Source organism: Rhizobium sp. RAF36, from assembly GCF_052114105.1.
Classification (GTDB): domain Bacteria; phylum Pseudomonadota; class Alphaproteobacteria; order Rhizobiales; family Rhizobiaceae; genus Rhizobium.
Map to the genome: position 1 here is coordinate 626,826 of NZ_JBFREC010000003.1, position 18,630 is coordinate 645,455.

The window sequence follows — 18,630 nt, forward strand, 5'->3', positions numbered from 1 at the left end:
GATCAAGGTCGGCCCACCGGTCACTGGCTGTGGGGCGGATCCGCTTTATTGATCCTGCGGTTCCGTGCGCATGCCATCTGAAGTCCGTAAAGTGTCGGTCGCGACCACCGAGCCACAGGGTTCACAACGACTGGTCACAGCCTCTTAACCCATGCTCCAAGACTTCCGCAGATCGAAAATCGCTCCGGCGCTGCAGGGGTCGCGCGCCGGCCGCCAAGCACTCGCGAACCCAGTCCCGGCTGCCCAGAGTTTCGTGGCTCCGCCCATATCATGCGTCAGTCATTCAACGGATGACGCGTCATTGGTGCAGGGTGCCTGCGTAGATGCAATTCCTGATCCGCCGGCGTGCTGTTTCTAAGGCGATCGCGCTGTGCCGACTGTAATTTTCCACGGTGCATGGAGGATTGACCTGGCAGTTCGATCCTTCGCGATGACCCGCGCGACAGAATTGTGGCTTTGGCAGGTTGAGCGACGCTCGCCTCGTTGACGAAGAGCGCGCGGCAACCCATTTCGTCACCATGCGGAAAGAACAGAAGAATGATGTCGAACTCCTGAAGACATGGCGACTCGTGCCGGCAGCGACGATGGGATCGACGGTTCGTGCGAAAGGCATTCTCATGGAGCTTCGCGCCAGGGTGCCAGCGCCGGCGAAGAAGTCGCTTGACCTTGATGGAGGCGAAATCACTCTGGTGATGCCTGCCAGCCAGAAGGCCGAGTTTCATGCGATATCGGCGATCGTCGCCAATCTACTCGATGGCATTGAGCGATTGCCGGTGATCCCGCGCGAGATCCAGGACATCTTGACGATCACAACCAGCGAACGCCATCGCTGGCTGGCGGACGGCCGCCTGCCGAGCGCAGGTACGCGAACCGTCCGGCTGAATGGCAGGGCACGCCGGATCACCTTCCACGTGTTCGATCCCAAGGTGGTCGAGGACATTCTGGACCGGGGTGTGGTGGACGAATGGCGCGATGAAGACGCGATTGCCAAAGCCGAAAACCGGCGGCGCGCCGCATATCAGGCGAAGCTGACGCGATCCCTCAAAAAGAGTAAGCCCGCTAAGGTCCGGACCATGGCTGACGCCGACGCTTCAAAATTGGATGGCTGGGACGAGTTCGGACGCGACGGTTTCTTGAAATAGGTTTGGCTATACGCCAGCTTCTAAGAAAAATAGGCCCGGGCAAAAAACAGCGCCGTCGTCGCCACCGCGAGCGCAATCGTGAGGGCACGGACCGCGGAAGCTGGCAATTTCAAGCCAACATGCGCACCTGCCCAGCCGCCGAGAAGCGCCCCCGTCAACATGGGCAGGCATTGGAACCAGGCAATCGCCCCGGCGGCGACGAAAACAATGACAGCCACTGCGTTTGCCGCAGTCACCATCAACATCCGCATCGGGTTTAGTTCCTTGATCTCGCCTCCGCCGAAAATACTCCAGGTGGCCAGCATCATCAGGCCGACGGCTCCACCAAAATAGCCGCCATAGACGCCCAGAAGGAATTGGATTGGGACGATGGTCGCGGTTCGGGCTGAAGCGCGGCTCCGAAAGGCCGCACTGATGCGCCGACCGAAGACAAGCATGCCCGTAGCAATCAGAAGCAGCCATGGCAGCATGGCGTCGAAGACACGGGAAGGCGTCAATAACAGCAGCATGCTGCCGCAGAGTCCGCCAAGGACGGTTGCAAGCGAAATCGGCAAAACCGGCACGCCGCAGACTTTACCGAAACCATCGCGATACACCCAGGAGCTCGCCAACCCACCTGGGAAAAGAGAAAATGTGCTCGTCGCGTTGGCCGCGACAGACGGCACGCCGACGGAGATCAACGCCGGCAGGGACACGAAGGACCCGCCGCCCGCCAAGGCGTTCATGCTGCCTGCCAGCATCCCTGCGAGCAACAGGAGCAACATATCATTCATTGGGACTGCCGGGGTTCGCATATGACCGCATCACTGACGATCTAACATTGTCAGCGCGTCGAAGCGAGGCCGCGTGGGTGTTATTGGCTGGAGAGCGCTAGCCGACGCCATAACCGCCATCGACGGGCAACGTCACACCCGTGACAAAGGCCGCAGCCGGCGAGCACAAAACAAGATTGGACCCACCAGAATCGTCGGCTGTGCCCCAGCGCTTGAGAGTTGAGCGGCTGGCAATCGCGGCATGCGCGTCAACGTGTTGCCCCTGGCTACCACCAAAGCGACATGACGAGACCGCTCTGGTCCGTTCCGGACAGCGAGGAGAGGTCCCGGCCCTGTTCCAGTGCTTTCGTGAGCCAGAGACGATGCCGTCCTGGCCGCGTGTGACGACGCCCTCGCGGGCAATATAGCTGCACCGTGTATCACTGCCGGCTGAGCCGAAAATGGTTGAACGCGAGCAAACGGAGGTTTCCCTATTCGGCTACTCTCAATGCTTCGCCGAACTTCGAAGCGAGACGGCGGCAGTCCTTGCAATTGAGTACGATGCCTGCCAGTGCGACCGAAGCCTCGTGCTCGTCGCATTTCAAAGTTTCGAGGCTAGCGAGATGATGGATAGCATTGCCGAGGAGCATATTGCAGGGTGCGCCTTCAACGTTTGATCCGGTGGCCTTATGTGTCAAGACGCCGCTGACAGTAGCGAGCCAGTCACGCCGCGAAAATATGAGTTCATCATCCATTTCAGTCTCCGAAACTAATGAAGCATACCTCGAAAAACGCGGCGGATCGCCCAACAGTTCCAGGGGCTGCATATGTTCCCAGTCAAACCATTGCGTTCGCAATTGGCGCCCAGGAACGTGGATGAAGACTGAGCCCTCCGCATCAGTGGACAGATCCTCAGGCAAGAAAACATGTGACGGACAAAAAACTCACTGGGAGCAGGCCTCCGCTGGGGATCAATTTGAAGGTCCTGCCCGCCGAGTGCGACAGGAAGGTTGCGGACTGGCTGGCAGCTGCTTAAGGTCGGCAGCGGTAGTTAAGGCCGCAATTCTCACGAGGATAAACATGGCAACTGGCACAGTGAAATTCTTCAATCAGGAAAAAGGTTTCGGCTTCATCACCCCCGATGCCGGCGGACCTGATGTCTTCGTTCATGTCAGCGCGCTCGGTGGTCAGGGCTCACTGCGCGACGGCGACAAGGTCAGCTATGACGTTGGCCAGGATCGCAAGACTGGAAAATCCAAGGCTGAGAATGTCAGACCTGCCTAAGCTTTTGCGCCCCGGCCTCTGTGGCCGGGGTGTTTCGGCTGCTGCGGGCACCGAATCGCAGTAACAAGCGACGATAATCTCCCCTCCAGACTGACCGATCATCCATCGCCCGGTGAAACCGCGCATCAGCACGGAACCGTTAGGACCTCCCGTCGTTACGACTGACACACCAGCACGATGGAGATCATTAATGTCGAATGTATCGAGAGCAGGCGGAGAAGATCCCAACAATGCGACCAGTCAGGTCCGCTTCGGAAGGTCTGTCGAGAGCAAAGCTCAGATTGATGATGCGGCTGCGGCCGGTGCCGACTTTGGTGGCGAAACCCTGAATCTTTACAGGCTGGAGCCAATCGCGGCGCCGACCGATCCCAGATGGGTCAATTCGCCTGGGCATGGGACTGTTGTTGTTGCTGCGCGCAGCTCAGGAGACGCCCGTATCGTTGCGACCAGCCGCGAGCTCGACTTCATGGAGATCGACTCAGCTCCGGCCGAGGGCGTGACCACGACGAATGCCAGCTCATTTCGCGACGACAAGCTTTATTCGGTGACCGAGATCGACCACGGACGCACTGATCTTGAGCGTGGCTTGGTCGATGGCAAGATTTCGGTCGATACGATACGGCCAACGCAGGACGACTAAGGCCGAACGGCTAAAACCGCCGTAGCCGTCTTTACCGGAGAAGTCCCTGACCTCCGTCGATAAATAGCGGCGGGCCGGTTATGCTCCTCGCGCTAGCGGTCAGCAGAAAATGGATAGCGTCAGCTGCATCAGCGCTGTTCCTGGCTCGCCTTTCGTGAGAGCAACGCTACCTTCCGGACACACGACGGGGACCTCCACATCCTCGCGATGCCTGATATGCGTCGAGGCTGTATTTCGGTAGCGATCGCGCCCGGACAAAGAACGTTGATCGGATTGAATGACGGCCAAGTTCGAGTGCCAGCTGCTGAGCCATCGCGACCTGGGCGCCTTTTGTCGCGCTGTAAAGCAATCGCACCGGGTGAGGTGAAAGTGCGAACGCCAGCGTGAGGTACGTGCCGCGCAGGTTGACGCGAACGATCCTGTCCCACTCGTTCGGCATCAGATCGTCAATTGGGGCCCACACCCCATTAATGCTGGCGTTGTCGACAATGGCATCCAGGCGGCCGACCCTGGCCAAAAGGGCCGCGCGAGCACCTCCAATCTCTTCGTCCGACGACGATATCCGCACAGAAAGTGAGGCAACGGTCACTGGAAAATTTCGAGCGGACCGGTTCCCTAACTATCGGAATCGACCAGTGCGAGATCGAAGTCGGTCGCCATCCTGAACGCCGTCGCCAATCCTATTCCAGATGCGGCGCCTGTAACCAAAGCGACAGGCCTGGCAATGATCTTCAGACCCCACCTATAGAGACAGGTGTGCGATGGCGACCTTAGTTCGACGATATGCCTTTCGTCAGCCTCGTCGACCGACAATGCGCCGCTGACGATCCTTGTTCCCGTGCAGCTTGCGACAGTTGTCCGAGATAACATCTTCGATCACTGTGCAAACCTGTAAGGCCCGCCCTTTTCGAGCGCCCGGATATAGGCCGGGCGAGCATGAATGCGTTTGAGCCACTCGGCGATTGCAGGCCGGGAACCGCTCAGGCGGGCATTCTTGGCTGCAGCCTCAAGAGGAAAGCTCATCATGACGTCGGCGGCCGAAATGCTCTCGCCAGCGAACCAGGGGCGCGTCGAGAGCTCAGTTTCGATATAGTCGAGGTGCACGTCGAGCATAAGGCGAAGCCTTTTGAAGGCGACCTTTCCCAGAAGCGGTACACGGGACACTGCAAGGAGCGCAAACAGCACCGGCATGACAGAACCCTCGGCATAGTGGAGAAACATGCGGTAGCGAAGCAGGCCGGAGGGGCCTTCCGGCGGGCCCATCTGGCCGTCAGCTTTTGCGACCAGGTATTCGCAGATCGCCGCGGTCTCGGTCAGTATGGGTTGTGTGTCCCCGTGGCCGGCATCTTCAATCACGGGCGACTTTCCGAGCGGATGAACGCGCTTCAGTTCATCCGGAGCACTCATGTCGGCATTGCGCCTGTAGTGACGGACGTCGTATTCGAGGCCGAGCTCCTCCAACAGCCAGATCACACGTTGAGATCGGCTGTTATTGAGATGATGTAAAATGATCATTGAACCTCCGGCGGGCCGCGTCCATATGCGGTCTCGCGCTGTTACGAACAGTACAGGTGTACGGATCAGTGCAAGACCGATTAGCTTAACAGCATGGCGCCATCGCCGCCCGCGTTGTCGTTAAACGGCAAGCCGCGAATACGCCACGCTTGGCGCAAAATGTCCTGCAGTTCTTCAACGGAAAACTCATCGAAATTTGCCCAGAGCTGAACAGCAAGCGACCTAAGATCTACGGTCGTTTCAGGCTCGGCTTCCGCGGCCACGGCGAGAGCTTCCACCTCGAGCTGGAGGTCGGCATTCTCGGTCATAGTGCAACGCCGGTAACCGGATCAATGCTTGGACGTTCGCTCTCGTCCTCGCTGCCTGCAGGCTGCACCGTGGCAGGCGCCAGTGATTCCTTGTCGGCAATGTGGGGCTTCTTGCGAACCGGCTTTACATCGCGCGGGCGTCGTTGCTCGGGTGTAGCATTGGTGTCATTCGTGGCCATCATATCCTCCTAAAAAGGGCCGTTATGCCCGCTTTACCTGCCAGATTCATTTCTCTTGATTACCTTAAGGGGGGCAGCTTCACCACTTTTCTAAAGCTTTGCCAATCCGATCTCCAGCACCTGATTCATTTCACGTTTGAGGCCGGGTCAATGGTTACCTGACGTTTAACGGTGGCGACATCGCGATAAGGGTGCTGCAGCGGCGTTATGCGCCCATGGCTACACCCGCGATGAAGACAGATGGATCTCGACGTCGTACCGCTGCTTAACCGCGTCCTGATCTCGCTATCGTCGAGCTTTGCGAGCCGATGGCCGGCGAGCGTCATGTCCGCAGCTGCGAACTTTGTAGGTTGAGTTGCCATTGATTTCCTTTTGCAAGGTGCTAATTCCCGCACCGCATTGGGAACCTTACCGACAGGCGAGGTTCGGGAACCTTCGGCCGCGCTGGGCGCTTCTTTCGCACAATTATAGGCAGAGAAGAAAAATGTCGACCATGACACTTTAGGATCTATCCAATCATCTGAGAAAGATAGACTTTTGCCTGCTATGCACTACTGGGTCGAGGGCGATGGCCCCTCGCCCCATGAGCAAGAATAACGGCGATATTGATGAGACGTCCCTGCGCAGAAGTGACACCGGCCTATCGCTACAACCGCCGCATACAAATCGGAGGAGGCCCTTAAAACCGCCTCTCCTGCGGCCTTTAGCATTTCGCTTGGACCGGCGAGCATCATGAGAGCTCTCTGCCTATCCGCGGCCACCGGATCGTGAGTGCTGTAAAAGCGTGGAAACGATCATAGTGAGCGCAAATACCGAAATCGTTTTCAGCACGCGATAGGAGGCCCTCGGGCCGCTTGCGCTGCTGCTTGTGCTTCGGCCTTGGATGATCGCCAAACGTGAGCGAAGGTTCGTCGCTTCACTTTTCAGCCATGCGAGCTCCTTTTCCGCTGCAGTTTTGGCTTCCGCAATATGCTCCGTGCCCGATATTTCAGATTCTGCGCGAGCTTCCTCCATTTCGAGCGCGTAGCGATCGAGCTCAGACTTGACGACGCGCGCATTCGTCCGTGTATGTGTTCCTGCCATAGGATCCTCCTGTCGTTCCAATAACAACGCACAGGATCTCCAAAAGATGCCTTCTTACGGAGGTCTTCGTCTGCAATGACGGGCCAAGGCATTTCCTGTCATTTTTTTGTCCGCCGATGCGCGCCTCAACGTGTTAACTGCTGGTAACGGTTGCGCGCCGTGGCCTGTAAACGTCGGGGTTGAACGAAGCATGGCCGGCGCGGGAAGCGGCTCGCGGACGTATAATACCAATGCGGTAAGAGCCCGGTCTGCGAGGTCATTCAGACAAGATCTGGAGCGTTCAGGCGCCGGGCTTGTCAAGGTCGCCGACAACAGCAACGATTGCTGCGGCGGCGCGGATGCAGCAATCGCTTCCAGTAGATGGCGCAGTAAATCACCCCGTGATCGAACGGGAGAAGCTCGTCAGCTGCCAACTGATCCAATCTTTACTATCACTCGCTAATTCGTTTCACGCCGCTCGCCGAAACACCAATCTGCAACCCAACTGGGTAAAACAAGGGAGCCGTTAGCGGCAGCCTGCCCGATCGGCGATGGGCACTTCGCCGCCTAGGAAACATTCGTTCAGAGGAGCTTGTCTAATGTGATCGGCAGGTCACGGATCCTCTTGCCCGTCGCGTTATAGACAGCATTGGCGATGGCCGCCCCTACCCCAGTTATTCCGATCTCGCCTATACCGCGCGCTCCCATTGGTGCTTGAGGGTCGGCCTCGTCGAGGTAAATGACGTCGATCTGAGGAACGTCCATTTGCACTGGAACATGGTATTCAGCCAGCGAAGCATTCACAATGCGACCTGTACGCTCGTCAAAATTAGTCTCCTCCGTCAGGGCAAGCCCTATTCCCATGATGATGCCGCCCTTGAACTGGCTGGTCGCCATCTTGCCATTGAGTATATGGCCAGCGTCGAACGAGCCCAGAAACCGCCGGACCCTGGTCTCGCCGGTAATCTGATTGACACCGACCTCACAGAACTGCGCCCCATAGGAATGCATGGAAAAGGCTTCCATTTCGGCAGGCGGCGGTGCTTCGGCCTGACAGACAAGCTCTGTGCGTCCCGCCCGGAGCAGGATCGACTGATAGGTTTCAAAGCGGCTCTGATCCTGCACGTGACCAAGGCCGGAATTGCGTGCTTCCACGTCTGCAAACGACAGGCCTGCAAGGGGAGAGTCGTTGCCGGCGAGTTTAAGCAGCTCCTCGATGAACACTTCGGAGGCGGCAATGATCGCGCCTCCTATCGATGCCGTCTGCGTCGAGCCTCCCGCGATGACGCCGCGCGGAAGATGGCTGTCTCCGTATTCGAAGCTCACCTTGTCGAGTGGCACGCCCAGACGCGCCGAGATGTGTTGAGCCTGGGCGGTCGCGGTGCCCATGCCCATGTCGTGAACGGCTGTCGAGACCGCAACGGAACCATCTTCTGTCAGTTTGATGCGCGCTGCCCCCCCTGGAAAGCGGTGATACGGGTAGGTCGCAGTCGCGCATCCCAAGCCGATAAGCCACTCGCCATCGCGCACCTGTCCCGGTTTCCGGTTACGGTGGCGCCAGCCGAACCTCTCGGCGCCCCGCTCGTAAGCTTCGACCAACATGCGCGAGGAGAACGGCTTCCCGCTCGTCGGGTCAGTTTCTGGCTCAATCCTCCGCCGCAACTCGATTGGGTCGATCCCCAATTTGTCGGCGAGCTCATCCAGTGCACATTCGAGGGCGAAGGTTCCAACGGATTCGCCGGGCGCTCGCATGAAGGTATTGGCGAGCATGTCCATATCCGCCACCTCCTGGGCAAGCCGGAAGCTTCCCGCAGCATAAAGGTGGCGTGCCGGAAAGGTAAATTGTTCCGGGCAGGAATTGTGCGGTGTCATGGCGACGATGCCAGTGTGGATGAGAGCGCCAAGCTTCCCCGTTTCGTCGGCCCCGAGGGCGACGCGCTGCTCAGTCACCGTGCGTCCGCCCACGACACGGAAAACACCTTCGCGCGATAGCATAATACGCACCGGGCGGCTGGCGAGCTTTGCAGCCGCGCAGGCGAGGATCTGATGATCCCAAAGGCATTTGCCCCCGAATCCGCCACCGACGAAGGGCGAAGTAAGATGGACGTTTGCCGGATCGATCCCGAAGATCTCTGCAAGCTGGCCGGTCGTGAGGTCGATAAGCTGGCTGGCGTCATGGACACGGAGGTTATCGCCGCTCCAGGCCACTGTTGCCGCATGAAGCTCGATGGCGTTATGATTGTGACGCGGCGTCCGATAGAGGTTGTCGACCTGGACTGCGGCGGCTCGCAATGCGCTCTCGGCATCGCCGATCTCAAGAACGGGCGGCTGGCCAAGGAGGGTTTCGAGCTGACGCGGATTTGCCTTGGCCTCGGCGAAGGATGTCACGGCCGGTAAGAGATCATAGTCGGCGTCGATCAGCGAAGCGGCATAATCTGCCGCTTCTTGCGTTTCGGCCAGAACTAACGCAATCGGCTGGCCGTTCCAGTGGATCTCGTCAGTCTGCATTACCGGCAGGTCGCTGGCGCCAGCCGCATTGGGTGACGACATCATCAATGACGGCGCTTTCATGCGCGGTGCATTGCGATAGGTCATGACCAGGATGACGCCGGGCGCTTTTTCCGCATCGCCGACATGGAGCTGCGATATGCGTGCGCGGGCCACCGTGCTGAAAGCCAGGGCCGCGTAGCAGATATTGTCATAGGGAAACTCGGCAGCAAAGCGTGCCGCGCCCTGCACCTTCAGCGGTCCATCGATACGCGATACGGGTTGGCCAAGGGCGCCGTGTTTTCGAAGGAGCGGATCGCGGGTAACGGCGGGTTGCCAGTATCCGGGCTTCTGCGGTTTTGTATCCTGACCAGCGCTCATTTTTCCTCTCCCATCAATTCTTCAAGCACGACGGTGATCAGGCGCTTCGCCAGTTCGATCTTGAAACCGTTGTCCCTGAGCCCGACCGCTGCGGCGAGTTCGGCTTCCGCGGCGCGGCGAAAAGCGTCGGATCCGGCCGGATTACCTTTCAGGCTCGCCTCGGCGATGGCGGCGCGCCAGGGCTTGTGAGCAACGCCCCCGAGAGCAAGACGCACATCGCGCACGACACCGGCGTTATCGACATCGAGGGCGGCAGCAACGGAAACCAGCGCGAAGGCGTAACTTGCCCGGTCCCGAACCTTTCTGTAGGTCGAACGTCGACCAAAACCGAGCGGCGGTATTTCGACTGCCGTAATCAATTCGCCCGGAAGCAGTTCGGTTTCCACCTCAGGGTGGTCACCTGGCAGCCGATGCAGCGACTCCAGAGGCAGCATTCGTGTACCGAGAGGTCCGCCGAGATGAACGGTCGCATCCAGTGCAGCAAGCGCGACACACATGTCGGACGGATGGGTCGCCACGCAGGCAGGCGAAGCGCCCAGTATCGCATGATAGCGATTGAAGCCATCGCGCGCATCGCAGCCGGCACCCGGGACGCGCTTGTTGCAGCTTGCCGCGTTGTCGTAGAAATACCGGCAGCGCGTCCGCTGCAGAATGTTGCCCCCGACGGTCGCCATATTGCGGATTTGGGCGCTGGCGCCGGAAAGGATCGAGCGCGCCAAGAACGGATATCTGTCGCGAACGTGCGCGTTGGCCGCGAGCGCCGAGTTTTTGGCCGCCGCCCCGACGAAGAGACTGCCGTCAGCACGCATCTCGATCCGGTCATCAAGCCCGGTCACGTCGATCAGCACATCAGGTTGCTCGACGGTTTCGCGCATGAGATCAATGAGGTTCGTGCCGCCGCCGAGGTACTTTGCCCGACCGTTCGTCTTGGCGAGCGCAATGGCGCTCGCAGTATTGCCAGGCTGCTCGTAGGTGAAGATGTTCATGCGCGGGCCCCCTCTCCGATTGTAGGGTGATTGCCGGCGGAAAGGGTCTCGGAAATCGCCTCGACGATCCCGTTGTAGGCGCCGCATCGACAGAGGTTGCCACTCATCCGCTCACGAATTTCCGTCTGATCGAGAGCGATGCGCGGCGACGTCAGATCCTTTGTAACGGCACTCGGCATGCCCCGCTCAATCTCGCTTGCCATGCCGATGGCGGAACAGAGCTGACCGGGAGTGCAATAGCCGCATTGAAACCCGTCATGATCGACGAATGCCTGCTGCAGCGGATTGAAATGTCCGTCTTGAGCCAACCCCTCGACAGTGACGATCTTGCGGCCCTGATACTGCACCGCCAAGGCAAGGCAGGAGTTAATGCGCTCGCCTTCAACAAGCACGGTGCATGCGCCGCAGGCGCCCTGGTCGCATCCCTTTTTCGTGCCTGTACGTCCGAGGCAGTTTCTGAGCAGATCGAGGAGCGACGTCCGGATGTCTGCCTCGACATCGATCTGTTCTCCGTTGACAATGAAATGCATAGGCTCATCTCCCTTGTGCCGGATTCGGTCGACCCCCGCTGGTACAAGCTAGGGGGAACGCTGCCCGTTTCAAACGCCATCAGCCAATCTTCGTTCAATTTCAGCCGCAGCCTCAAAAAAATCCTAGGTAAAGCAATTCCATCCTCGAGGGAGGAGAACAGACCTCAACAGCCTTGTTTCGATTAGCTCCGCGCTGCTGATCTCACAAACTGTGGAAATCTGAAGCTTGAGCCTGATCGTGCCGCAGCACGTCAATGACAGCGGGAAAGACGGACGGCAGGAATTTGAAGGGGGATCTATGGGGAGAAAATAACAACGATAAGATTACGGCAGATCATGGCCTGACGAAGGCTCAGAGCAAGGCAATAGTCAAGGCCGCCAGGGCATGGTGCGCCGACGGCTTTAGCGTAAGACGAACACCGACCTGCCCGAAAGACAACACGTTCGTCCCAAAATCGAGTGGATTAGCGACTGGGCACGGTTGCACCTAGCGGGCCAAGCCGTCGATGCCAAGACGTTGGAACTCTGCGAGCGTGGCCCCTACGAGGTGTGGCCAGCGCGCCAGACCTCGGGGCAAGGAGGACATTGAAGGGCGGAGGCCTGAACACGGGTGAACGGCGGTGTCGCATTTCCTGCACAGCGTTCCCGCCGCCAGAGAATGTTGCGCGCTCACTGTTAAAATTGCTGATCGGCTGATTAAAATCATAAAGTTCGCGTTCACGGTTGCTATGAATCCCGGCATCCGAAATTACGCCGAAGCGGAATGCGTGGCGATCGCGCACGGGCTAAGCGCGGAACTATCCAAGCGACCAGGGATTTAATCAGGCCGATGAAAGGGATTGCGAGATGAATAAGGACACGAAGGCCCAGCAGGCAATAGAGGAGACTGGAAAGAAGCCGGTCAATGGGGTGGATAATCCGCCAGCCGGACCCCATGACAAACCGCATCTTCAGGATGAAACCAAGACGCCTGGAGCAGGTTCGTTACCCGATAAGGGGGATGAGAGCGTGTCACCGGGTAGTGGGTGAACTAGCACACGAACTTATGCCGCTGGTCGTACTCGCCTCGGCCTGTTGACGTGGCCCTTAGACGCCGACCGGCAACTATCTTACGGCTATCCACTACCGATTAATCAACTGTACGGTATAGGACGCTTGCCGACCCGCGGCTTGCCGCTTTCTGACGGCGGCCTAGCTCGATGGCATGTCCAAACAAGATCCAGAACACATCCGACGCCGGAACACCTTAACGGCACAGGAACGCCGCGATCGCTTCGATACCACGAACGATCTGGCGATGGCGACCATCGGGGCGGAAATCGACGCGCGCCGCGAGAAAACCGAACGGCTGAAAGCTCAGCGTGAGGCTGCGGGCCGATCGTCTTCCGGCTGACAGTCTCGACTTCTTCTCGGTAACGGTTGGGGCAGCGAAACATTTCGCGGCTTCGATCAATATTGGAAGATGAGTGCAGGCGACGAGTAAGACACCCCGCAGTCCAGCGTCTCGGACAGCCGATCGATGCCGGCATGATCTTTGCTATGATAGGTGGTCGGTATGCAATTATAGGTCGGAGCAGGAACTGTTGATGCGCACGTGTGTTTCCTTGTGAAGGAGAAAGTTAATGACAAGCACATCACGGAAACTTGCAGAGGAATATGTGCGCTTAGGCGGACGCAGACTTGCGAATATCGACGACAACATAGTTAGTGTCCGTTCCTGGGACAAGGACACTCCGGAGGCGGAGGCGTTCTGGAAGGAAAAGATATTAACGCTTAGCGAAATAGATCGGCACCAAGTTGAAGTACACCTGCCGTCCATCAGCGATCGTTGACGCTAGCCGTTCAAAATTTGAACTCAAGACAATTTACGTCGACGTATGACGCACGATGCCGGTCGCGGACTCACTGGATAGATCAACCTTCGACGGCCGGGCCGACCATCCCCACGGTTTAGATATTCAGGGCGGTCCATAATGTCGCCGGAGGAAATCCCACCGATCTAGCGGAAACCCGTACAGCATTGGTGCGATATCGGGAACCTTCAGGCAACGACTAGCTTAGGACATAGCGCCTTCCGATGTGGTGGCCGCGAAATTCCAGCTCGCTCGAAGGATTTCAGAATGACGAGAAACGATGGCGACCAAAGAGATGTGACGGAAACCGCCACGCAAGCAAGGCAGGGAAACCGCGGCAGGCCAGTCCTGATCGTGCTGATCAGTGGTCTTGTGCTTGCGCTGATCGCCTGGGCTGGCCTCGGTATATGGGGCGAAAGCATTGACACGGATGCCAAACCAACGGCCTCGACATCGAACGATCCTATAAACACACAGCCATCCGGAGCAGGCACATTCGATAATAACGCGGCCGATGGCAGTGCACGTCCGCCGGAAAAAACAGACCGATCGCCGTCGCCTAGCGGCAGTGGGGGCGGGCCAACCCAGGTCACATCGCCATCGGGTACAGAGAAGATCCAGTAGGTCAAGGGATAGCGTCAGTGTGGTCCGTCTCATCGAATGGCGAGTGTCGCCTCACGGCATCTAGTTCTACCATCATTCTAGCTCCACCGAACATCGGATGGCTGCTTGATCGGGCTCTTAGTTGTCATGAACGAAGGCAGCGTCAGATCGCGCCGAGCGTCTTCCCACCGCGACAAGCATCACAAGCATCTGGTTCATTGCTTTGAGATCCCCAATGGTGGCAGTGCGAAGGTTGACGCCGTTCACTATCCCTGGCCTGTAAACGCAGGTGTGTTCTCTGACGGCTGCGTTGTAATCGCCTCAACACACTCCAATACGCACACCCGCCCCGCCTTAGAGCGGGCCTTTTTCTCGATCTTCAAGGCCGAAGCTAAAAGGGGCGGCTTAACGGGAGCGCTCGGAATTGTTTTCGACGCTGGTCTCTCATTTGGGTCTGATGGGTGGCCCCGAAGCGTATAGTAAGCGCCCCTCGCTCACGAGGCGTGGCGGAAACGTTTCCTTATGGCCTCAGTGAGGCTTCCCGCGCCCGCCTAGTCCCTACCAACCATTGAAAGATTCATTTTGCGCACTACTTATAGGTGATGAACAAGCCAGCGACCAAAGCACAAGCCACCCATACGGAATCCATGTCGATCATCGCTGCACAGGATGCCGCTCGCGATAAGAAGACATCGCAGCTGCGGGAGTTGCGCTTAGCCCGCGACGCGGAGAGAGCCGCTACGGTCCTGCTTGAGCCCGTCAAGCCCGTTAAGCCTAGACGAAAGCGAACCGCCTAGTAGGTCGGTTGGTGCACCATCGCGGCAATGTGCTTGACCGGCCCGAGAGCTACCATCTAGCGCCGTAGCACTTCTGTGATTATGCCGCCCGAAGCTTGGCTTTTTAATGATATTGCCAACCTTCAGTTTACCCGGAGCTCAACTTTTCCTTGCGTTCCCGCATGGTCACGGCATCCTTCTGGAATGCCGACACACCGCTCATTTCCGGCCCCACGATACCGAGTGAAGCAGGCGCCACCGCTCTTCTCGATGAAGGCGTTCTATCTGGCTGTCATCGGCGCAGGCGTGATTGGTTACGGTGCCGTCGATGCGGTCAATCTTCTCACCCCCACATCAGCGCTCAGTGGTGCTTGCAACATCAAGGGCAACATCAGCATCCAAAGCCGAGAACACATTTACCATGTGCCAGGCCAGGAATATTACGAAGAGACCAAGATTTATCCCCAGTATGGAGAACGGTGGTTCTGCTCAGAGGCCGAGGCGCGCGCGGCGGGCTGGAGACGCGCGCGCAGTTAGACGCAAACCTAGGATCCCTTCGCGCAAATCACCGCCATGTCCACTACATAAAGCCTAGTGCGCCGTCCACGCTGCGATGAGGCCGCTATCGTTGCGTCCATATCCTATGACGAAGCTAGGCATCTCCTGATGTGAAAAGCCGCCACCGGAATGAAAGGGCGGCGGGCGTGGAATTTGCGCTGTGTCTATGAAGGCGCCTACGAGCCGATGTTCCGATCGCTCTGGCGCTTGGCAACAACGGGCACCTCTTCAATGTTTGCGAGCATGTGGTGCTTTATCAGGAACCGACGAAGGTTTTCCCTGAACGCTGGCAAAGGAAAGATACCTTGGGCCGCCATGCGGCAAGCCTTTTCAATAACCTCATAGGTGGCATCTCTTTGCTCTTCCGCCCATTCGTCGAGGAAGTCAAAGACATCTTCGAGGCTAGCGAGTTCCTGAATATAATGCCGCTTCCTCAGGAACAACGGAGCGTCAAACGAGGTGTTCGCCATGGCCATCTCCTTCCTCGTTGCGTGTTTGACGGCGCAAGATTTAGGAGAAGGCGGCGGAAAATCAAGACCTGTTTTAACGCACCTAATGGGTGGTGGGCCGCAGCGTTCTCGCTGGTCACAAGCGAGTTTGGCCATCAGGCTCATCTTCGCAAGACCGTATTTTTGCAACGGAAGGCGGCCCGATCTCTGAAACGAAAAAGACAACCCGAAGGCGGCCTGATTTGGTGGTCGCTTCGTGCAAATCACCACAATATCCACTACGCACTGTAGAATGTTCACCGGGACAACACCCCGGATGAAAGCCCCGATGCACAGCCAAATCCTCTAAGGCGTCTTTCAGGTAATCCGCCAAGGTATGGCGAGCGTGTTTGGATATGCCAATCTCAGCTATCCGGCCCTCGCCTCCACATTGTCACCAGATCCTAGTGTCGGCGGCCGAAAAGATCGCGGCAGTTCTTGAGTAAGACATCCCGCGGCGGCCTGCAGTACGATGCCTTCCTTGCTAGCGCTGGAGCGTTCGGCACTTCCTGCAATCAATGGGGAGCACGCGAATGACTGATCGTCTTTCGAAATGCTTGGCTTGTAACGGTCGCGGCTACTTCCGCTGCGACTGCTGGCCGGGTGACTGCATCTGCGATAGGCGGTACACAATCGCACGACAGAGTAAAAGGGACATCGTTTTGGCAACAAAACGCTGTCGATCCTGAAGCCGCTGATGGACTGCGCGGAGGAAGCCGGATGGATCTCTGAACACCGGATCAAGGGCATACTTTAACCGCAGCGATGTCCCCCGGCGTGTCAAGGGTATTATCGTGACGCTGGCATAAGGAAATTACGATGATCGAAATTTGCCGATAGTCCACCTTCTTCGCGTTGGGCGGAGATTGCAACGCCGCGAAACTGGAACATTTGTCGCAGCCTGCTGTTTACTCGTTGAATATCTGCTGTGTTCAAGCAGAACAGTGGAAATATTAGGATGTTCGTTGATTGCGAAGCACGTCAGATGCAACCCGTATCGATCGCCGCCGGAAAAGACAGTCGGACCTCGCTGGTTGCGCCATCGCGCTCTTAAAGGTCAACGGGCCGTTTTCCGGGTCACTGGCGGAAGAAGCGGTGGCTTTTTGAGACAATGCGTCTTGCTAACATTAAGCCGCGTTCGTTCGTCGATAACGCCTTGAGGAGTTTGAATTGACCTTTCGCCAGGACGAAGTCGGCAACCGGATGCTCGCCGCATTGATGCCCGCGGACTTCACGCTTCTGCAACCGTATCTTGAGAAGGTTAAGCTGCCTGCACATTTCGAGATCGCCCGGCCGCGCAGCAGACTTGAGTATCTTTACTTTCCGGAGTCGGGCATCGGCGCGGTGATGACCGTTTCACCGAATGACAGGTCGGCGGAGGCAGGGATGTTCGGATCGGAAGGTTTTGTTCCAACTTCGACGATCATCGGCGATGACATCGTCCCCTACTTGATTGAGATGCATGTTGCTGGCCTGGGTTACCGTGTTCCAATCAAAGTAATGCGGGAGTTGACGGCAAGGAGTTCCTCACTGCAGATCCCGTTCATCAAGTACATGCATGTGTTCGCAACACAGGTCGCCTATACGGCGCTCGCAAATGCCCGCTATAGGATCGAGCAGCGCCTAGCGAGGTGGATCTTGATGTGTCACGACCGTCTCCGCTCAGACGAACTCGATATCACGCACGAATATATCGCTTTCATGCTTGGGACACGTCGCCCAAGTGTGACGACGGCGTTGCACGTGCTTGAGGGCGAGCGGCTGATCCGCTCAAATCGTGGCTTGATCATTGTCCTCGATCGGAAAGGCTTGGAGGAATTCGCTGCTGGATCCTATGGTATCCCTGAACAGGAATTCGAAAGGCTGATCGGCCGCGCGCATAGGGAAACCGAATAATACTCGGAACAATCTGAAGCGCACATCATTCGGAAAAGAGATATTTCCAAGAAAAGACACTGACCCGCGGAGCAGAACATGCGCTATTTTTTTAATATTCGAGATGGCGAAACATTTATTGCAGATCCGGAAGGTAGTGACCTCGGTTCGCTTGAAGCCGCGATCGATGAGGCAAAAGCAAATGCGCGGGAAATGATTGCCGAGCGCTTGAGGACCGGTGCCGCCCTTCGAGACCAGGTGTTTGAATTGACGAATGAGTCAGGTGACATTGTTGCCCGCATTGACTTCAAAGATGTTCTGCATTGATCGGTACCGCTTAAACACCGGATGGATCAGTTCTTAAATCGACCTCGCGAGGCCACAGAGCGGCTTCCCGTTCAATGGCAGTGCGTTTGCGCGGTGATGAGGCCCCGGCACATTGCTCCGTGGAACCTATCATCGGATAGTAGCAAATTGCGGCCGATCGCCAAGATCTTATTGCACCTTGAAAAATGACTTCTCGCAGCACGCGCTGCGGCCAGTGAACTATAAATTTTGCCTGATAAAGAAATGTCTGGCTTGGTTTGCGTCCTGTGAGATCCGGGCTGTAACATCCCCCACGCGAAACAGCGTGTCTATGTGGCCGTAGCTAACTTGCGTGCTGGCTTCTCGGTTCGATGACGGGCGGGAACAATTGCGACCGGTGGTGGTTTGTGAAGAACGCGAAGACGTTCCTCAGGATAGACCCATGATCCCCGTAGAAGCCTCCATCCCCATCTACAAACCATCCCTTCGCTCAATCCCGCTTCATTTTTCAGCGGCGTGCTTCATTGGTGCGTTGTTCACTGACACTGCGTATTGGCAGACGGCAGAAATGACCTGGGCGAATTTCTCTGCATGGCTTCTGGCAGCCGGGCTGGTCACCGGCGGTGTTGCCCTCCTTGCCGGTCTTGTTGATCTCGCGCGTGGTCGGTTTCGCTTCGCCGGGCTCGCCTCAGCGCTCTACGTTCTTGGTGGCATCGCGATTTTCGCTATTTCATTTGTAAACGCGCTGATCCATAGCCGCGATGCCTGGACGTCGGTCGTTCCCCTCGGTCTAGCTTTGTCGATCGTGGCGTTTGTGCTCATCGTGGTGGTTTCGATTTGCGGCTCCATCACCGAGCGGCGGTTCGCCAGAGGATATTGATATGATGGCGCGCCAACGTTCCCGC

The 18,630-nt window shown here is 57.6% G+C and carries 21 protein-coding genes and 1 pseudogene; 10 read left to right on the top strand and 12 right to left on the bottom strand.

The window, feature by feature from the left end; genetic code table 11:
• The first annotated feature begins 518 nt into the window (after positions 1 to 518).
• The gene (locus AB4Z25_RS14595; RefSeq protein ID WP_112386894.1) at positions 519 to 1,142 is read left to right on the top strand and encodes a hypothetical protein; all 624 of its coding nucleotides are present in this window, start codon (positions 519 to 521) and stop codon (positions 1,140 to 1,142) included.
• Between the two features lie 20 nt (positions 1,143 to 1,162).
• Here AB4Z25_RS14595 and AB4Z25_RS14600 read toward each other — a convergent pair whose 3' ends face one another.
• From AB4Z25_RS14600 to AB4Z25_RS14610, 3 genes are all read right to left on the bottom strand, one after another.
• Positions 1,163 to 1,915 (bottom strand): sulfite exporter TauE/SafE family protein, encoded by a 753-nt coding sequence (locus AB4Z25_RS14600; protein ID WP_442208312.1) that lies wholly within the window; start codon positions 1,913 to 1,915, stop codon positions 1,163 to 1,165.
• Between the two features lie 97 nt (positions 1,916 to 2,012).
• Positions 2,013 to 2,357: an SDR family oxidoreductase gene (locus AB4Z25_RS14605; RefSeq protein ID WP_442208357.1), complete on the bottom strand. Its 345-nt coding sequence runs from the start codon at positions 2,355 to 2,357 to the stop codon at positions 2,013 to 2,015.
• Between the two features lie 28 nt (positions 2,358 to 2,385).
• Positions 2,386 to 2,649, bottom strand: coding sequence for a hypothetical protein (locus tag AB4Z25_RS14610; protein ID WP_442208313.1), 264 nt, complete (start codon positions 2,647 to 2,649; stop codon positions 2,386 to 2,388).
• A gap of 325 nt (positions 2,650 to 2,974) precedes the next feature.
• On the opposite strand from AB4Z25_RS14610, the gene AB4Z25_RS14615 reads away from it, so the two are divergent.
• Both AB4Z25_RS14615 and AB4Z25_RS14620 read left to right on the top strand, forming a co-directional pair.
• Complete coding sequence (locus tag AB4Z25_RS14615) at positions 2,975 to 3,178, top strand: cold-shock protein (protein WP_112386845.1); 204 nt, start codon at positions 2,975 to 2,977, stop codon at positions 3,176 to 3,178.
• 190 nt (positions 3,179 to 3,368) lie between these two features.
• Positions 3,369 to 3,818: a hypothetical protein gene (locus tag AB4Z25_RS14620; RefSeq protein WP_112386844.1), complete on the top strand. Its 450-nt coding sequence runs from the start codon at positions 3,369 to 3,371 to the stop codon at positions 3,816 to 3,818.
• Between the two features lie 31 nt (positions 3,819 to 3,849).
• Here the strand turns inward: AB4Z25_RS14620 and AB4Z25_RS14625 are convergent.
• The 8 genes and pseudogenes from AB4Z25_RS14625 to AB4Z25_RS14660 form a co-directional block, all read right to left on the bottom strand.
• Positions 3,850 to 4,547, bottom strand: a pseudogene (locus AB4Z25_RS14625) (SDR family NAD(P)-dependent oxidoreductase).
• Between the two features lie 147 nt (positions 4,548 to 4,694).
• Positions 4,695 to 5,333 carry a glutathione S-transferase gene (locus AB4Z25_RS14630; protein ID WP_112540863.1) on the bottom strand — a complete coding sequence of 213 codons (639 nt, stop codon included), beginning with the start codon at positions 5,331 to 5,333 and terminating at the stop codon, positions 4,695 to 4,697.
• A gap of 80 nt (positions 5,334 to 5,413) precedes the next feature.
• The gene (locus AB4Z25_RS14635; protein WP_112386842.1) at positions 5,414 to 5,641 is read right to left on the bottom strand and encodes a hypothetical protein; all 228 of its coding nucleotides are present in this window, start codon (positions 5,639 to 5,641) and stop codon (positions 5,414 to 5,416) included.
• Positions 5,638 to 5,820 carry a hypothetical protein gene (locus tag AB4Z25_RS14640; RefSeq protein WP_112386841.1) on the bottom strand — a complete coding sequence of 61 codons (183 nt, stop codon included), beginning with the start codon at positions 5,818 to 5,820 and terminating at the stop codon, positions 5,638 to 5,640. The genes AB4Z25_RS14635 and AB4Z25_RS14640 overlap by 4 nt, the downstream gene beginning before the upstream one ends.
• Before the next feature lie 747 nt (positions 5,821 to 6,567).
• Positions 6,568 to 6,903, bottom strand: coding sequence for a hypothetical protein (locus AB4Z25_RS14645; protein ID WP_112386840.1), 336 nt, complete (start codon positions 6,901 to 6,903; stop codon positions 6,568 to 6,570).
• Positions 6,904 to 7,464: 561 nt separating this feature from the next.
• The gene (locus AB4Z25_RS14650) at positions 7,465 to 9,750 is read right to left on the bottom strand and encodes a xanthine dehydrogenase family protein molybdopterin-binding subunit (RefSeq protein WP_112386839.1); all 2,286 of its coding nucleotides are present in this window, start codon (positions 9,748 to 9,750) and stop codon (positions 7,465 to 7,467) included.
• On the bottom strand, positions 9,747 to 10,736 hold the full coding sequence (locus AB4Z25_RS14655) for an FAD binding domain-containing protein (RefSeq protein WP_112386838.1): 990 nt from the start codon (positions 10,734 to 10,736) through the stop codon (positions 9,747 to 9,749). Before AB4Z25_RS14655 ends, AB4Z25_RS14650 begins: the two co-directional genes overlap by 4 nt.
• Entirely contained in the window at positions 10,733 to 11,266 is a 534-nt protein-coding gene (locus AB4Z25_RS14660) for a 2Fe-2S iron-sulfur cluster-binding protein (protein ID WP_442208314.1), read from the bottom strand. The genes AB4Z25_RS14655 and AB4Z25_RS14660 overlap by 4 nt, the downstream gene beginning before the upstream one ends.
• A gap of 846 nt (positions 11,267 to 12,112) precedes the next feature.
• Between AB4Z25_RS14660 and AB4Z25_RS14665 the strand changes: the two genes are divergently transcribed.
• The 4 genes from AB4Z25_RS14665 to AB4Z25_RS14680 all read left to right on the top strand — a co-directional run bounded on the left by AB4Z25_RS14665 (position 12,113) and on the right by AB4Z25_RS14680 (position 15,035).
• Complete coding sequence (locus tag AB4Z25_RS14665) at positions 12,113 to 12,295, top strand: hypothetical protein (RefSeq protein WP_112446054.1); 183 nt, start codon at positions 12,113 to 12,115, stop codon at positions 12,293 to 12,295.
• Between the two features lie 175 nt (positions 12,296 to 12,470).
• A complete protein-coding gene (locus AB4Z25_RS14670) occupies positions 12,471 to 12,659 on the top strand; it encodes a hypothetical protein (protein WP_112386836.1) in 189 nt (62 codons plus the stop codon).
• A gap of 727 nt (positions 12,660 to 13,386) precedes the next feature.
• A complete protein-coding gene (locus tag AB4Z25_RS14675) occupies positions 13,387 to 13,743 on the top strand; it encodes a hypothetical protein (protein ID WP_112386834.1) in 357 nt (118 codons plus the stop codon).
• 959 nt (positions 13,744 to 14,702) lie between these two features.
• The gene (locus AB4Z25_RS14680; RefSeq protein WP_442208315.1) at positions 14,703 to 15,035 is read left to right on the top strand and encodes a sunset domain-containing protein; all 333 of its coding nucleotides are present in this window, start codon (positions 14,703 to 14,705) and stop codon (positions 15,033 to 15,035) included.
• A 197-nt stretch (positions 15,036 to 15,232) separates the two neighbouring features.
• Here AB4Z25_RS14680 and AB4Z25_RS14685 read toward each other — a convergent pair whose 3' ends face one another.
• Positions 15,233 to 15,526: a DUF982 domain-containing protein gene (locus AB4Z25_RS14685; RefSeq protein WP_112386831.1), complete on the bottom strand. Its 294-nt coding sequence runs from the start codon at positions 15,524 to 15,526 to the stop codon at positions 15,233 to 15,235.
• 1,188 nt (positions 15,527 to 16,714) lie between these two features.
• Between AB4Z25_RS14685 and AB4Z25_RS14690 the strand changes: the two genes are divergently transcribed.
• From AB4Z25_RS14690 to AB4Z25_RS14700, 3 genes are all read left to right on the top strand, one after another.
• A complete protein-coding gene (locus tag AB4Z25_RS14690) occupies positions 16,715 to 17,440 on the top strand; it encodes a Crp/Fnr family transcriptional regulator (protein WP_442208316.1) in 726 nt (241 codons plus the stop codon).
• 78 nt (positions 17,441 to 17,518) lie between these two features.
• Positions 17,519 to 17,746, top strand: coding sequence for a DUF6894 family protein (locus AB4Z25_RS14695; RefSeq protein ID WP_112386830.1), 228 nt, complete (start codon positions 17,519 to 17,521; stop codon positions 17,744 to 17,746).
• A 421-nt stretch (positions 17,747 to 18,167) separates the two neighbouring features.
• The gene (locus AB4Z25_RS14700; protein WP_112386829.1) at positions 18,168 to 18,605 is read left to right on the top strand and encodes a DUF2231 domain-containing protein; all 438 of its coding nucleotides are present in this window, start codon (positions 18,168 to 18,170) and stop codon (positions 18,603 to 18,605) included.
• Positions 18,606 to 18,630 lie beyond the last annotated feature (25 nt).